Source organism: Kitasatospora xanthocidica (genome assembly GCF_014656195.1).
GTDB lineage: Bacteria > Actinomycetota > Actinomycetes > Streptomycetales > Streptomycetaceae > Kitasatospora > Kitasatospora xanthocidica.
Map to the genome: position 1 here is coordinate 20,383 of NZ_BNBY01000054.1, position 14,300 is coordinate 34,682.

Genomic DNA, 14,300 nt, shown 5'->3' on the forward strand with positions numbered 1-14,300 from the left:
GGATCAGCCGGACACGGTCGCGAGGCGGTGGACCTGGGCGGTCACCAGGTCGCTGCGCAGGGCAGGTGTGCGAACGGTGTCGTCGGCGGTGAGGAGGAGGGCGCGGTTGTCGCCGACGGCCGCGTAGAGGTAGACACGCGTGAACCCGCCCTGGGACGCCACCGCGCCGGTCGGTGCGACGATACGGAAGCCCACGGCCGGAACCTCCAGCCCCTCGACGGGAACCGCCTCGACCCGCAGCTGCGGCCCGCTGCCCGCCCGGAAACCGGTGCAGCCACCGCCGTACACCGCACGCTCCAGCGCGTCAAAACGCTCCCGGGACCGCCCGTCGGCAAGGCTCCCGAGGTCCGCCAGGGTCCGGTTGCCGAGCACGTTGTCGCCGGTGACATACCAGCGACGGGCGGAGTCCGGCAGTTGCTCGGAAACCGCGGTGAGCACCGGCCCGCACCCCGGGTACCGCTGGACCCGGCCGGCCAGGTCGGCCGGTGTGCCGGGCGCCGCCTTGGCGGCTTCGGTCGTGCTGCCCGACGGAAGGTCGGCAGCCCGCAGGAGCGAGGCGTCCAGCTGCTCCCGGGACAGGGGGGCGAGCGGCTTCCACGGCACGGCCGACGAGGCCGACGGGGACGCCGGGGCCGGTGGAGACGACGCGGACGCGGCGCCACCACGGTCAGGACCGGCCGAAGACGCAGGCCCCGGGGCCGGTGCGGACGAACAACCCGCCACGAGACCGGTCATCGCCAGCATCACCGGCGCCAGCGCCAGCGCCCGCACCTGCATGTGCCTGCGCGAGCCGCGACGTGGACGCGGAGCGCGCCCAGGCGTCCCATCATGTGACGACGGGCGGGATGATGCGCGGCTTGAACGCGATCTTGGCTACGTTGATCCGACTGTTCCCGCTCCCGCGCCACGAGATCGCCAGTAGGTTCCTATGCTCGGCCAGGCACGGCGCGTCGTCGGATGACTCGTCGTCGAAAACGAACTTCTGGCTGCACGGCCCGCTGTCGACCGACCATCGAAGGTTGATCTTCTGGGCTCCTTCTCCGGTCCACCCGAGAAATACGAGTCCATCCTGTCCGGCCAGAGACGGGGAGTACGCGCTGGTGTCGTCGAGCGTCACCTTGTCCTCTAGGCCAAGAACGGTGGATCCGTCCAGGTTCACACGCGCCACATTCACGTTCCTGTTACCGGAACCTCGCCAGGAGATGAACAGTTGGCCATCCTGGGAGGCCAAGGCGGGGGCTCCGTCGGAGGTCTCGTCGTCGAATATGTGCTTTCCGGTCCAGGATCCCCCACCGAGCAAACCGAACATAATGTTCAGCTTGTCGTCTTCTCCGGTCCATGCGAGGCATGTCATCCCCTGATGGATCGCCAGGGCGGGGCGGTATTCACTTTCCTCGTTCAGCGTCTCCTTGTTGATCAGGCCGGGAATGGCAAGAGGATTCCCGCGGATGTCCAATTGTGCAAAGTTCAGCTTGTTGGCTCCCTCGCCCGTCCAGGCTATCCAGGCGCGCCCGCCGTCCGGGTCTGGCAGTGACGCAAGGGCTGGGCCGTCGATCGAGGTTTCCACGGATGTGCACTTTGCCGGGAAAGTGAGACCGTCATCGTCGGAGAGGCGCACGTTTATATCCTTATTGCTCTCCCCCGTCCAGGCCAGGATCACATACTTCCCATTGGAGGTGATAGCGGGGGAGAATTCGGTGGACTCGGGTATTGTGATCTTCTGGTTCAGGCCGATGACTTCCTCGTAGAGCGCGCGCACGGCGACGATGTCACCTTTGCTGGGATTGTTCCGCTGTCCGATGGCCGGACAGACGGCCGGAGACTTGATGGAGATAGTCGGCTGGGTGACACCGCCGACCGAGATTCCGAACGCCGTCTGGGAGTAATGCATGATCGATCCGCAGTCGTAGCTGCCGAGCTTGCACCCTTCGGTGATATCGAACTCGCTGGTTCTTCCCGGCTGGACGTTGGACTCGTTGACGATGACCACGCGATCCCGGTCGGGTCGCTGATGCTCGTGGATCAGTCCGATCGCGTGGCCGATCTCGTGCATGACGTTGCCGGCTTTAAAACTTCCGGAGGCAATGTCACAGGCGATGTCATCCTCTCCCGTCGGGTTAATGTCGCGGCCAGTGCTGGTGCTGCATCCGGTACCGGCGACGAACCCGGTGAAGACGCTCTCGGTGGTTCGCGGTATGAGCCGGACGATAGACACCGCGTTCCAGGCGTTGATGGCATCGGTAACAGATTTCCGCTTGGCTGTCCCAGGGGGGAAATCTGTGGCATTGATTTCGAATGGAATTATTCCACCCGGCCAGCGATCGCTGCTTGTCGGCGACAGTCCAAATGCCACTTTTTCCTGCCTTTCGTGAGTCCGTGAGATACCTGAACCGGCCACCGCGGTGCAGAGGAGTCGCGTCGGGGATCGACATGGTCGGCCGACTTCGAGCAGCCTCAGTCCCGGGTATCGCGCCTCACCAGCCGCGCTTCTCCTCCGGAAACCTCCACGCGGTAGTCTCCGAGAGACCCTAGAGACCCAGCTTCGTGCAGTTCTCCAGGAAGAGCCAGGTCGTGAACCGCTTCACCGGGTTCCGGTGCGAGTTCGACCATGACGGATTCGGTCCCTGATGCGCTTTCACCGGTCGGCGGCCCCACTCGGGTCGCGGCTTTGATATTGCCGTCTCTGTCGGTGATGACGATTGCCCTGGGCATGCTTCAGCCTCCGCTCTAGGGAATCCAGGCATAGATGAAGAACGTCTCGCTCTGATCCGGCTGCTCGTTTTGAACCCTCAGCCAATATGTGTCTCTGATGACAGGAATCTCCTCCGATCCAACCCCCCGCGAGACGCCGTGCCATTCCGTCCACAGCGTGTGCTTTCCTGGTCTTGTGGTGTTGGGCATGGCCAAAGCGAAATAGGGGCCCGGATAGACGGCAAGGCTGAATCCGAAGCTACCGCTCTGACCTGCCGCAAGAAAGCATTCCTGCGAAGTGTACTGATTCCCCATTTTCACGTCCCGACGTGATTTGAGTGTGATCTGATGGCGTAGCCGATGGTCCGGAGGAACCGCTCTCGACAGCCGCTTGCTCTCAAGCTCCTCGCCCCCGCCCCGGGCGCCCACTCAAACTGCACCAACCAGGTGATGCGGGGTGGCGTGGTTGACCTGTTCGAGTCTGTGTCCGCTGCGGGCGATCACGACAGTCGCCGTGGCTGAGCGCATCGGCCGTCGGTGGACACGTTCCTCGCCAGGCGCCTGCTCCGGCCGAGAGTCCCTGCGCGGGGCCGGCCGCGCCGTCGGGTCAGCGCTGGTAGGGGTCACCGGCGCCGTGTGCCGTGGTGATGTAGGGCCGCGCAGCATCAGGGTGTTGGTGCCCGGGGCATGAGGGCCTGGTGAACGAGGGGCAGGGCGAGGGTGTAGGAGCTGCCGGGGAGTTCGGTGGTGGTGACGGCCGGACGCAACTGGTGGGAGGTGAAGGGGCCGGTGTTCCGGCCGTCGGTGCGGGAGGCGCGAGCGGCGCCCACCGCGACACCCTGCTCGCTTCCGCGACCTACGGCTGCTCCGCTACCACTCGCCCCCGGGTCCGACTCGATGCGCCCCCTCTCAGCCACGCTCCTCCGGCGCGATCACCGGCCGCGGCCGCGCTGTTTTCGTGGCGGTGTTGTTCCCGGAGCGCCGGGTGAGGTTCCAGGAGCGGTCGGCGGCGTGCGCCGTGGGCCGCCGGATGTGGTGGTGGACCGTGAACGGGCGGCACCGGCGGAGATTCCGGGCGCCTGATCTTGCCGAGTTCCTTCGGCGGTCGACTGCGACTGCCGCGCTGTCCAGCCCTGTCCTGGCGTCCATACGCTGCCTGAGGGGGCTGTGGGCAGGCCGTCCATGAACGCGCCGAGGATCTCTCGGATCTGGTCCCAACCGGGGTACTGGTGCAGTTGCGCGGAGCCCGACCAGGCCTTCCTTCCACGGCACCACGGGTTCGGGGCCTGTGGGGTCCTGCCCGTAGAAGCGGTAGGGCACCGCGACACGGTCTATGCCCATCGGGCCCAGATTGCAGTTGGTGTCCACCGCCTCACGCATGTGGTCGGCGTCAACCCGGCAGGTCTGGAGCATGAAGTAGGCGTCGACAACGTCCTTGTAGCGGTGCCATGGTCCTGCTGGAGCCTCCCGCAGTCCGCGGGGCTTACCGGTCAGCAGTACGAGCTTGTCAGCAAGATGGTTGACGAGAGGGTTCAGCGGTGGTTGGAACGGGGCGAAGCCGGGTAACTCGAACGCGGTGATCGGACGCTGAGCAGCTTCAGGGCCCCCGATGACCGTTACCTTGGCTGGCGGCTTGATGTCGATCTCGATGGGAATGGGGTCGTCGACCGCAGGCGTGTAGCGGGGCCCGAAACCGCAGATCGACGGGCTGGGCAGTCACGATGCCCATGACCTGCCCGTTGGGGAAGGTGTTCAGGTCGCCGACCGTGTAGCGTACCAGGCCGCCGAGCCCCACACCGTGCTCTGTCCCGACATGCCCCGGGGGAGCCGCGACGCGGCGGACCGCGCTTTCGACTGCGTCCCGGTACAACCGGGCCGCTCGGACCGGGTCCGGGTCGGTGACTGCGCTCGCACACAGGTCGAGGTCGAAGGCGCTGCGTGGCATGAGGTACTGCTGCGCAATGTCGGTGACGCCGGGCACGCGAAAGTCCTCAGGCCACATACCGTCCGCGGGCCGGACGGGCAGAGTGAGCGACGCGATCAACAGCCAGCCCAGGTCCTGGTCGGCGGTGATCCGGTGGGCCAGGTCCGACATCAGAATCTGCTGTAGTGCCCTTTGTTCATTGATCTCCGGGTAACGGGCGCGGTCCGCCACCGTCTGACGGAAGTCCCGCCACTGGGGGAATGCCTCGCGGAATGTGCCGTCGAGATGTGCGGCGGTCTCCAGCTCTCCGAAGTCGGTCACCGCCCTTCCGGGCATACGGCGCTCTCGGCACCGTCCACACTCGCCAGCAGAGTGGTCAGCCGCTCGGCACCGTCGGTCGACCCCGCCGCTCGTTCCAAGGACCGCGCGAGCTCGCCGCGCGTCGCCAGTCCGCGGGCCAGGACGTTGGTGGCGACCCGCCCGAGGCCTTCCAGGTCGGTGCTCCCGTCGGCTGCGACGTCTACCAGGGTGTGCGCCAGCGTGGTCACCGGCAGCCCTTCCACCTCGCGGTACTCGTCCGGCTCCAACTCGGCCCGATGGATTCGGACACCCTCACTGTCGGCTGCGGCGTGGTTCGGCGGCACGGTGAACTCGGCCGCGGGCCCGGCAGGTTTCCCACCCCGTAGACCCGGACGGCGGCCGCGTGGGAGACCACTCCTGTCATCGGCAGTGCGCGTTCCCAGGCCGGCTGGCCAGGGGTCAGCAGCAGCTACTGGGTGTAGAGGCGCGGGAACGCCGGCCGGGCACCGCCGCGCATCCTGACCACACGGGGCACAACGGGCTCGATGACGCGGGAGCGCACGAGTTCGTGCAGGACGGCGTCGGTGGCCCCGACGGCGGCGGCCTGTCGTTCGGTGACCAGACCCGCTTGTCCTTCTGCCAAATCGCCGATGCTTCCGATGATCTCCAGCATGGAACGAGCCTAGGCCAGCCGTCGGACATCGCTCCCGCATTCCCGGCAACTGACCTGGTATCCATGGGACATGAACGAATGGAAAGACCGGATCGCTGCGGCCGAGCGTGGCGAGAACCCCACGGTGCTGGCCCGGATGCGGACCGGCTGGGCCGTGATCGGCGACACGCAGCACCTTCCCGGGTACTGCCTGCTGCTGTACGCGGGCACTGCGAACCACCTAACGGATCTGCCCCGAGACGAGCGGTCCCGCTTCCTGCTCGACCTCTCCCTCCTGGGGGAGGCCGTCGAGGCCTCGTGCGACAAGCGGGACCAGGCCTTCCGCAGGCTGAACTACGAGGTGCTCGGGAACTCGTGGGAGCACCTCCACGGTCACATCCACCCTCGCTACGGGTGGGAGCCGCCGCGCCTTCTCCGCGGCCCGGTGTGGCGTTACGGAGATGAGCGGACTGCCCCGCAGCACCGTTTGGGTCCGCAGCACGAGGAGCTGCAGGCGGAGATCGCCCACGCCTTGACGGGCATTCTTTCCGAGGCCCACGAGCAGGCGTAGCCCAAGGACCGGTATCGGCATGACCGCCTCCCGAAGGGCGAGCTGGCCCCGGGCGGCTCGTGCGCTCGGGGCTGTCGGCAAGCTATCCGAACGACACGGGGAGTCCCTTCCGCTCATCGCGCGAAAGGGGCCCCGCCTCACCCTGCTGTCGCCGCTACCGCTTGCGCCCGGCGCGCGGAGCGGGACCGGCCGCCCGGTGCGGAGCGACCGCCGGCGCCGCCGGCGCCGTGCTCTTCTCCGAGGTCTTAGTAGGTCCCACCATGACCGATCCCGCCCTCGCCGCTGCGGGGAGCACGCCGCTTGCCGCCGCCTCGTCCCCGGTCGGCTTGAGCAGTGCCGCGCTGGTGGCCTGCACGAGCCGAGAGGTCGGCTCCGAGGCCGGGCCCTTCGCCCACTGCTGGTCGCGCAACAGCCGCACCAGGTGGTCTCCGGGCTTACGCCCCTCGTCCTCCATCCGGGCCATCCGGGCGGCCAACAGCGGCCACTGGCGCGTGTTGACCAACAACCCGGCCTCGTGCGACTTGCCGGGCATCGCCTCGTGCAGCATCCGCACGTATCGGGAGTTCTCGGTGGCACTGACGCCCACCTGCGCAAGTGCCTTCTCGCGGTTCGTCAGATCGAGGTCCTTGGGGATGTCGAGCCCCGTCGTCAGCGGCCCCAGGCGCGCTTGGCGTCGCGGCTCGACGGGACGGCAGGCGTCTTCGCGGCGTCCATCACTCGGACGACGGCCTGGTCCACGCCGAGCCCTTCGGTGTGCGCGGTCACCAGGAGCCGGCGCACGTCGACCCCGCGCTGTCCGTGCAGCTGCCGCATCGTCTGGGCGATCTGCGGCCACTCCGGCGAAGACAGGATCGCTTCGCGCACCATGCCGCCCGGCATGGTCTCGCGCAGCAGTTTCGGCCACTCCTCGTTGCCGTCCCGAGCGATCTTCTCCGCGTTCGCGCCCACGGCGTCCCGGAGGGTCACCGCGATCTCGCCGACCCGCGGGAGGAACTCGCCCAGGTCCACGCCCGCCCGCCCGAGCGTGACGAGTTGCTGAGCCATCTTCGGCCAGTCCGCACCGGACATCAGCGACATCGCGATGTCCGACGGCACTATGCCCTTGAGTTCGCCCGCCACCTCCGGCACCGCGACATCCGCCGGCGGCGGCGCTTGCGGCCGGCAAGGTGCCGCCGTCGCCGACCTCAATCGGGATCCTGGCTCCGGTCCGGACGCCGACCCCCGACATCGACGTCAGGACCTTTCGGGCCCGTAACGGCGTGGGCGGCCGGGGGTGCGCGAATGCGCCAACTGCTCCGGTGTCGCCGACTGGTCCTCTTCCCAGATCACCGTGAACGGGCTTTGCACCGATATTTCCGCACCCCTGGACTCGACACGCGCCGGTCGTTGTCACGCGGGCGGGTGGGCCGGCGGTCAAGGCCCGTACGGGAGCCGGTGCCGCTGGCAGGATGGCGGCCATGTCGAACACCAGGCGCGTGAAGCCGCCCGCCCGCTCCGGGACCGCCCCGGGAAGGTCCGTCCACACGGTCAAGGTCACCCTGTCCGGTTCCAGGCCCCCGATCTGGCGTCGCCTGCAGGTGCCGTCGGGCACGGATCTGCGGCGGCTGCACGACCTGGTCCAGGCCGCGTTCGGCTGGGAGGACTACCACATGTGGGCCTTCGAGACCGGGCGGGAACGGTACGGCGTCACCGATCGGGAACTGGGGATCCGCGACGCGACGGCGATGTGCCTCGACCAGATCGCCCCGGGCGTCGGCGCGCGGTTCCGCTACACCTACGACTTCGGCGACAACTGGGAACACGACATCCTCGTCGAGGCCGTAGGAGACGCCGAACGCGGTGTCTCCTACCCGCACTGCCTCACCGGCCGGCGGGCCAGCCCGCCCGAGGACTGCGGCGGGATCTGGGGATACGAGTACCTCGTCGAGGTTCTCGCCGACCCCGGCCACGAAGAACACGAGGAACGACTCGAATGGCTCGGCCTCGACTCGGCCGACCAGTTCGAGCCCGCCGCGTTCGACGCAGCCGAGATCAACACCGCCCTGGCCGACTACACGACCGTACTCGTCCACGACTGAAACCGGACCGCGCCCAGCCGATCGCCCCGCCCCGCCGGGGGGGCGGTCAAGAGCCTCCCGGGATCAACGCGGCGCCGCACTGCTCTTCACTCCATGCAGCGAGGCTCTCCGGAAGCCGACCGACAGCCGTTTCTTCCGGCCAGTGCCCCAGGTGTGGAGACTGGCCAGTCAGCTCGGGTCCGTGAGTTCCGCGAGCGCCTTCTCGGCTTCCTCCAGGAACCGGACCTCCGCGTCCGTGGTCAGGCGTGTGTGCTCGGTGTACTCCCGGACGTGGCTCACGGCGGGCTCGGCGTCGGCGAGCCGTGTCCGGACGTAGGTCGCGTCGAACCGCGCGCCGTCGTGGTAGGCGAGTGCGGCTTCTCCGACTGCGCTGGGGCCTTCCAGGCGAACGGTCGCAAGCGCGGTCTTGGCCTCCTTCGCGCTGACGGCGAGGCCGCTCATCAGTTCCTCGGCCCGGCTCCGGTCCGGGGCGCCCTGGGCGAGGAGCGCGAGGCCGTCGTCGGCGAGCTGGCGGGCCTCCCCGACGGTGAGGGTGAACGCCAGGTAGGCGGCCTGTCGACGGTCGCGTCGCCAACGCCGGTGTTCGACGCGGAGTTCGCGGACCTGGGTGCGTTCGGCCGCCGCCTGCTGGCGCTCGGCCTGACGATCGGCCGCCTCGGCCTTGCGGCGTTCGGTCCGGGCGGTAAGGAAGCCGGTCAAGGCGCTGCCGGCCAGCGTGCCCGTCACGCACACCGCCGCGACCCAGATGGGTGGGGTCAGGCCTGGGCGGAAGTCCACCAGAACGTTCACCCGGTTCGAACGCGGGGGGCCTGGCGGGCCGGTTGGTGAAGTGCCGGCGGGACCCGGGGCCCCGCCGGCGCGCGTCAGTCGCGCTCGCTCTCGTCGGCGATCTGCTCGATCTCGTCCACCATGAGCTTCACCGCGACGCTGGTGATAATCCGCTGGATGATCTCCCAGGCCGACTGGGGGAGCGCGAACTGCTTCTTCTCCGAGGACATGCAGAACTCCAAGTGCCTTGCCAGTGCCGCTGGCGACGGGCGACAAGGGGGATTTCCCCTTACCCCCGTGTCCCCGTGTCGCCGTTACGACCAGTCCGGCCCTGCCCCGGTCTTGGGTACTGGTGTCCTCGTCCCGACGGTAGCGCGGCCCGAGGGCGCTCTCGATCGAGTCTTCGGCCAAACTCTCCGACCGCCGTTTGTGGGGACATGGCTGACGCGGTGGTGGGAGCCACGCGGGCCCGCCCCGTCGAGCGGCCCTTGCCCTCGACCGGTGCCGGCCCCGGCCCGGCGGCGTCGCCTCGAAGCCGGCCTGGCATCCTGACGGCATGGATGCCGACGCCCTGCCCCCGGTGCATCTCGACGACGTGGTCGACGGGTTGGCCGTGAACCCCGCTCTGCCGGCTCCCCTGGTCCGGCGGCTGTTCGCGTGGCGGCGGGGCTGGGGCCGGGTGGCGGGGCGTCCGGACCTCACCGAGGACCTGATCGCCGAGATCGTCGCCGTCGACGACCACTGGCTCCTGCACGCCCTGGCGCTCAACGACCGGCTGCCGGAGCGGTTTCGCATCCGCCTGGCCGCCCACCGGGACAAGGCGATACGGTCCGCGCTCGTCAGCCGCGCCGCGACCGCGCCGAGGGAGATGCTGGAGCAGCTCGTCGACGATCCGGAGCCGCAGGTCCGCGAGTCCCTGGCCCAGAACCCCCACACACCGCCCGACCTCCGAGCCCGCCTCGTCGGCGACCATGAGCCCGCGGTCCGCGCCGCGCTGGCGAAGCACTGGACACAGGCGCCGGAGGCGGTCCGCCGGATCCTGCTGACCGACCCCGAGGCGCAGGTCCGCACCGCGGCCTGCTCCATCTACTTCGCGCACCTGCCGCATCCGGTACCGCCCCCGGACCTGGTACCGGCGCTGTTGGCGGACCCGGTGACCCGGGCGGGCGCGGTGATGCACGCCGTTCTCGACGCGGACACCCTCCGGCGGCTCGCCGAGGATCCGGACAGCGACGTGCGCGCGGAGCTCGCCCGGCATCCCGACCTGCCGCCGTCGGTGCGTGAGGTCCTGGCCGTCGACCCGGCCTTGAGCGTGCGGGTGAAGGTTTTCGCCCGGCCTGACACGCCGGAGCACGTGCGGGCACGGATCCACGCCTCGGTCCAGGAGCTTTCGCGTGCGATGGCCGACCCGGACCCCGACGCCGACGACGACGCCGTCCTGCAGTGGTGTCAGAACACCTTCGCCCCCACGGAACTGCGGATCCTGCACCTTCCCTGGGTAACCGCCGATCCACTGCCGCACATCGACTCGCCGTACGTCAGCTTCCGAGTCTCAGCGGCCGCCGGCAAGAGCCTCCCCGCCGAAGCGGTGGCCCGGCTGCTCGACGACGAGGAGGAGATCGTCCGCCTCACCATGGCGCACGCCGCCCCGCACCTGGTCGATCCCGCGAGGGCCGAGAGCATCGAGCGCCGCTACCACCCCCGGCGGGACAAGTTCACGTTCTGGTGGGACACGGCGGAGGTCCTGACGTTCCCGCCGGCAACCCTGCGCCGCTTCGCCACCGACCCCGAACCCCGGCTGCGCTCCTTCGCACCCCGCGATCCGGACCTTCCCCCGGAACTCGCCGAACACCTGGCCGCCGACCCCGAAACCCGCGTCCGCCGCGCGGTCGCAGCCCACCGCAACCTCCCGCTCCCCTCCCTGCTCCGGCTCCTGGCCGACCCCTCGGAGCAGGTCGCGCAGGCCGCCGCCGCCTCGCCGTTCCTGCCCTCCGAGCACATGGAGCGCCTGCTGACCCGGGCCGGCCTGTAACTGGCGAGCCGCCCGTCGGGCTGGCCCCTCTGACAGTCCGGGCCCGAGCGGCGGCTTCTCCTTCGGCTCCGGCCATGTCGATCGTGAAGGCTCCGCGCTCGGCTGAGCACTTCGGACCGAAGGACGGCGAGGCACGACAACCCTGCAAATGGACGGCAGCAGGCGGCACCCCGGTGTCAGACGGGAGTGGCACCATCACAGCACCACGAGGAGAGCGGAGCCGCCCGTGAGTTTCCTGGGAATGTGGTGCCTGGCCCCCATGGACCCCGACGCCATCGCGCGGTACGCGCCGGAACTCGCTCCGGCCATCGCGGCGGAGGCCTCGCGCCCCGCATCCATGGACCTCCTCGAGTGGTGGCGGAGCACGGGCAGCGTCCCGGAGGCCATGGACCGGTTCATCGACCTGGCCGGCCCGTCCGTGCTGGACGAGCGGATCTGCACCGTCTACGAGGCCTGGGAGCGGGGCTACGACAAGTCCCTGCCACACCTCGGGGTCGCCACGTGCAAGGCCTACCCTGCGGCCGGCATGGCCTTCGCCCTCGGCCCCCAGCGCTACACCGAACTGCCCGGTTGGTTCGGAGACCTCATCCTCACCCCCGAGCAGGTCGCGCAGACCCTTCCCGCCGTCGAACGCGCCTACGACTGGACCCCGCAGAGCCGACGCCAGGCAGAGCTCCGGCTCACCGCCGCCCTCCACGGCGAGGGTGATCGGGACGACATCACCGCTCTGCTCGACGGCGTGTCCCCGGTGTGGCGCGCTGCAGCAGATGCCGGTCGCGGTCTACTCGGGGCGCACTTCATTCCCTGACGTGTCGCCACGGAAAGGCAGCATCGGACTGATTGCGAGAGCGGGTTCTGCCTCGCCTCTGTGGCCAGCGGCGTCGCGCCGTCCGGTGAAGACCGAACAGCAGGCCTCCTCAAGGCTCAAGCTCGGACAGGTCGGCGAGCAGAGCCTCGGTCCCCGGCGGCGCCCGTCGGCAAAGCGAGGCGCAACAACCCTTAAGGGGCCCGGAGTCCTACCTCTGACCCCAGCCGCAAGGTAGCGCGCTGCTTGACCACGGTTCGTCAGGTCGCCCGTTGCCCCGGGCCCGCCGGTTCGTTGAGCCGGTCGGGTGGTCCCGTGGACTGAGGCGAGAGGACGGGGACGTGCGGCAGGAGTGGTCGCCGGAAGACGTGGTGACGTGCTGAACGCTGGTGGACGGCGACTGGGATCTGGTGGCGAACAAGGCCGGGCCGACGAGACTGGGCTTCTGCCTGGTGCTGAAGTTCTTCGAGCTGGAGGGCCGGTTCCCGGAGGTCGTTGAGGAGACCCCGCAGCAGGCCGTAGAGTACGTCGCTGAGCTGGTGAAGGTGCCGGCTGCTGACTTCGTGAAGTACTCACTCACCGGTCGGACGCCGACACCGCCGCCCGCCTGCGCGACAGGCTCGCCGCCAGCGAACGCATCTCCGGCCCCGCCACCCGGCGCGCCCTCACCGCAGCCGCCCATGTCCCTCGCTTCGAAGGCCACATCGCCCCCCGCACCTTCGTCCACAAGGCCCGCGCCTACCTCGCCCGCGACGGCATCGTCCTGTTCGACAACCCCGACGCGCTGTTGATCTGCGCCTTCAAACGCGACAGCGCCCTGTGCGAACCGGCCCCCGGCGCCAACGCACCCCGCCAGTACGACTGCCGACCCGGCTGTGCCAACACCGTCCGCACTGACACCCACGCCCGCCTGCCATCACCGGTCGGCCGCCGGCTACGGACCAGCTCCGACCGCCTCCGCACCACCGCAGCCACCCACGACTCCACCGCCCAGACCGCCGAGGCCCTGCGATGACCCCGATCCACCAGGACGAGCGCACCCGCATCCGGCAGGCCATCGACCGGCTCTTGACCGGGCAGGCCACAGCATCCAACGGCAGCCTCACCGCCGCCGCCCTCGCGGTCGAAGCCGGCGTCCACCGCATGGCCCTGATGAAGCGCCACGCCGATCTGAGGAACGAGTTCTACGAACGCGTCCGCAACGAGACCAGTCAGATCCCGGGGACCGAGAAGCGCCTGCGGGAGACCATCGTCAAGCTCAAGCAGACCGTCGCCGACAAGAACGCCGAGATCCTCGAACTCCGTCAGCAGATCACCCGGCTCACCCTCGCCAGTGCCGTACTCACCGAGCGCCTGAACGACATCGGGGATTGGTCCGGTACCCGCGACAATGTCGTGTGTTTCCCGAACTCCTGAGCGGGGGCCAACGGCTACTGGGCCGGGCCGGGCCTGCCGGCGCTGTCTTGCTGGGCTTTCATGGGCAGCGAAGTTCACCCGACAGAGCTGGTCCACTCGAACTCGTGCCCACCAAGCTGGGGACGACAACGGCCGACCGGGTCACCAAGCCGGAGCCGCTCGGAGCCGGCCGTTGACCGAGTCCGCGGGCTCATTCCCGAAGGTTCGTCGACCAGTCACCCCGAAAGCGATAGGCACGGCCGTCACCGACCTGCTTCGTCCCGCCAGGAACGACGTCCCCGTGGTACGGATACTGCTCGGTCACCGCCGCCAGCAGGAACTCCAGGAAGCCGCCCTCGAACACGTCCCACTCCCACATCGAGTGGAACTTGGCGGCCACCGGCCATCGGTCCGGATCCGAGCCCCGCATCAGCCAGAAGAAGTGGTCGGAATTGTAGTTGTTGCCCCACTTCAGCAGGCCACCCTCGGCCGGGAACAGCGGATACGGGCACTCCCTGTAGTCCTCGTCCCGGTAGCACTCGGCTAGCCAGGCACAGTATCCGTAGGGCTCCGTCGTGTTGTACAGGAACCCCTCGAAACCGGACGGCACCGCGGCGTGGGGACTGGGGACTTCCGTTGGTGTGAAAATGTGCAGCTCGTTGCTGATGCTGACCGACCCGTACCGGTCGGCGAACGCCCGGTAGTCCGCGGGCAGCTGAAAGCCGATCGCCGCTGGTACGAGCTCCCACGGGACCGGGGTCACGCCGTCCGCGGGCGGCGGCCCGATCACCACGCCGAGTCGATCCAGCATCTCCTCGATGTCCATGCCCACTCCCATCGGTTGCCCGTTCCCGCCGGAGGCTATCCGGATGCGGTGACACCGCAGGCGGTAGGGCTCAGCCTCGAAGCGTCCTGGCACCCGAACTGTGTGAGGGCTCCACTTCCATGCCCAGACGACCAGAGGATCGCGAGGTAGCAGACTCCTCACGATCACCAAGCTCGATTGAGCAACGGCTTCTGAACTTGTTGTTTAACCTCGGAGGTCACCCGACCTGCTGATCTGCGGTTCTTCGCGAGACAGTAG

Annotated in this window: 17 protein-coding genes; 6 read left to right on the forward strand and 11 right to left on the reverse strand. The window is 68.9% G+C overall.

Going from position 1 to position 14,300, the window contains the following annotated elements:
- Nucleotides 1-3 precede the first annotated feature (3 nt).
- The 6 genes from IE332_RS39790 to IE332_RS39815 form a co-directional block, all read right to left on the reverse strand.
- Nucleotides 4-603 carry a hypothetical protein gene (locus IE332_RS39790; protein WP_189926625.1) on the reverse strand — a complete coding sequence of 200 codons (600 nt, stop codon included), beginning with the start codon at nt 601-603 and terminating at the stop codon, nt 4-6.
- Between the two features lie 223 nt (nt 604-826).
- The gene (locus tag IE332_RS39795) at nt 827-2,353 is read right to left on the reverse strand and encodes a M12 family metallopeptidase (RefSeq protein ID WP_189926627.1); all 1,527 of its coding nucleotides are present in this window, start codon (nt 2,351-2,353) and stop codon (nt 827-829) included.
- 1,003 nt (nt 2,354-3,356) lie between these two features.
- Complete coding sequence (locus tag IE332_RS39800) at nt 3,357-3,521, reverse strand: hypothetical protein (RefSeq protein WP_189926629.1); 165 nt, start codon at nt 3,519-3,521, stop codon at nt 3,357-3,359.
- Between the two features lie 767 nt (nt 3,522-4,288).
- Nucleotides 4,289-4,936 (reverse strand): hypothetical protein, encoded by a 648-nt coding sequence (locus tag IE332_RS39805; RefSeq protein ID WP_189926631.1) that lies wholly within the window; start codon nt 4,934-4,936, stop codon nt 4,289-4,291.
- Nucleotides 4,933-5,202, reverse strand: a complete 270-nt coding sequence (locus IE332_RS39810; protein ID WP_189926633.1) for a hypothetical protein — start codon at nt 5,200-5,202, stop codon at nt 4,933-4,935. The genes IE332_RS39805 and IE332_RS39810 overlap by 4 nt, the downstream gene beginning before the upstream one ends.
- 182 nt (nt 5,203-5,384) lie before the next feature.
- A complete protein-coding gene (locus IE332_RS39815) occupies nt 5,385-5,588 on the reverse strand; it encodes a hypothetical protein (RefSeq protein WP_189926635.1) in 204 nt (67 codons plus the stop codon).
- A 70-nt stretch (nt 5,589-5,658) separates the two neighbouring features.
- On the opposite strand from IE332_RS39815, the gene IE332_RS39820 reads away from it, so the two are divergent.
- The gene (locus IE332_RS39820; RefSeq protein WP_189926637.1) at nt 5,659-6,138 is read left to right on the forward strand and encodes an HIT family protein; all 480 of its coding nucleotides are present in this window, start codon (nt 5,659-5,661) and stop codon (nt 6,136-6,138) included.
- Between the two features lie 154 nt (nt 6,139-6,292).
- Here the strand turns inward: IE332_RS39820 and IE332_RS39825 are convergent, their stop codons facing one another.
- Nucleotides 6,293-6,724, reverse strand: a complete 432-nt coding sequence (locus tag IE332_RS39825; RefSeq protein ID WP_189926639.1) for a hypothetical protein — start codon at nt 6,722-6,724, stop codon at nt 6,293-6,295.
- A gap of 62 nt (nt 6,725-6,786) precedes the next feature.
- Complete coding sequence (locus tag IE332_RS39830; RefSeq protein WP_189926641.1) at nt 6,787-7,257, reverse strand: hypothetical protein; 471 nt, start codon at nt 7,255-7,257, stop codon at nt 6,787-6,789.
- A 338-nt stretch (nt 7,258-7,595) separates the two neighbouring features.
- On the opposite strand from IE332_RS39830, the gene IE332_RS39835 reads away from it, so the two are divergent.
- Nucleotides 7,596-8,216, forward strand: a complete 621-nt coding sequence (locus IE332_RS39835; RefSeq protein ID WP_189926643.1) for a plasmid pRiA4b ORF-3 family protein — start codon at nt 7,596-7,598, stop codon at nt 8,214-8,216.
- A 168-nt stretch (nt 8,217-8,384) separates the two neighbouring features.
- Here the strand turns inward: IE332_RS39835 and IE332_RS39840 are convergent, their stop codons facing one another.
- Nucleotides 8,385-8,915, reverse strand: coding sequence for a hypothetical protein (locus IE332_RS39840; protein ID WP_189926645.1), 531 nt, complete (start codon nt 8,913-8,915; stop codon nt 8,385-8,387).
- A gap of 164 nt (nt 8,916-9,079) precedes the next feature.
- Nucleotides 9,080-9,214, reverse strand: coding sequence for a hypothetical protein (locus tag IE332_RS42150; RefSeq protein ID WP_268256670.1), 135 nt, complete (start codon nt 9,212-9,214; stop codon nt 9,080-9,082).
- 326 nt (nt 9,215-9,540) lie between these two features.
- Between IE332_RS42150 and IE332_RS39845 the strand changes: the two genes are divergently transcribed.
- The 4 genes from IE332_RS39845 (at nt 9,541) to IE332_RS39860 (ending at nt 13,237) form a co-directional block, all read left to right on the forward strand.
- Nucleotides 9,541-11,016 carry an amino acid adenylation domain-containing protein gene (locus IE332_RS39845; RefSeq protein ID WP_189926647.1) on the forward strand — a complete coding sequence of 492 codons (1,476 nt, stop codon included), beginning with the start codon at nt 9,541-9,543 and terminating at the stop codon, nt 11,014-11,016.
- A 226-nt stretch (nt 11,017-11,242) separates the two neighbouring features.
- On the forward strand, nt 11,243-11,824 hold the full coding sequence (locus tag IE332_RS39850; protein WP_189926649.1) for a hypothetical protein: 582 nt from the start codon (nt 11,243-11,245) through the stop codon (nt 11,822-11,824).
- A gap of 407 nt (nt 11,825-12,231) precedes the next feature.
- Nucleotides 12,232-12,612 (forward strand): DUF4158 domain-containing protein, encoded by a 381-nt coding sequence (locus IE332_RS42550; protein WP_373313963.1) that lies wholly within the window; start codon nt 12,232-12,234, stop codon nt 12,610-12,612.
- A gap of 220 nt (nt 12,613-12,832) precedes the next feature.
- Nucleotides 12,833-13,237 (forward strand): hypothetical protein, encoded by a 405-nt coding sequence (locus tag IE332_RS39860; protein ID WP_189926653.1) that lies wholly within the window; start codon nt 12,833-12,835, stop codon nt 13,235-13,237.
- Nucleotides 13,238-13,427: 190 nt separating this feature from the next.
- Here the strand turns inward: IE332_RS39860 and IE332_RS39865 are convergent, their stop codons facing one another.
- Nucleotides 13,428-14,042 (reverse strand): hypothetical protein, encoded by a 615-nt coding sequence (locus tag IE332_RS39865; protein ID WP_189926655.1) that lies wholly within the window; start codon nt 14,040-14,042, stop codon nt 13,428-13,430.
- Between the last annotated feature and the right edge of the window lie 258 nt (nt 14,043-14,300).

What these genes read in the sequence shown, in the direction of transcription:
- IE332_RS39815 (WP_189926635.1), bottom strand. Translation starts at nt 5,588, where the DNA reads ATGCTGGAGATCATCGGAAGCATCGGCGATTTGGCAGAAGGACAAGCG.
- IE332_RS39820 (WP_189926637.1), top strand. Translation starts at nt 5,659, where the DNA reads ATGAACGAATGGAAAGACCGGATCGCTGCGGCCGAGCGTGGCGAGAAC.
- IE332_RS39835 (WP_189926643.1), top strand. Translation starts at nt 7,596, where the DNA reads ATGTCGAACACCAGGCGCGTGAAGCCGCCCGCCCGCTCCGGGACCGCC.
- IE332_RS42150 (WP_268256670.1), bottom strand. Translation starts at nt 9,214, where the DNA reads ATGTCCTCGGAGAAGAAGCAGTTCGCGCTCCCCCAGTCGGCCTGGGAG.
- IE332_RS39845 (WP_189926647.1), top strand. Translation starts at nt 9,541, where the DNA reads ATGGATGCCGACGCCCTGCCCCCGGTGCATCTCGACGACGTGGTCGAC.
- IE332_RS39860 (WP_189926653.1), top strand. Translation starts at nt 12,833, where the DNA reads ATGACCCCGATCCACCAGGACGAGCGCACCCGCATCCGGCAGGCCATC.
- IE332_RS39865 (WP_189926655.1), bottom strand. Translation starts at nt 14,042, where the DNA reads ATGGACATCGAGGAGATGCTGGATCGACTCGGCGTGGTGATCGGGCCG.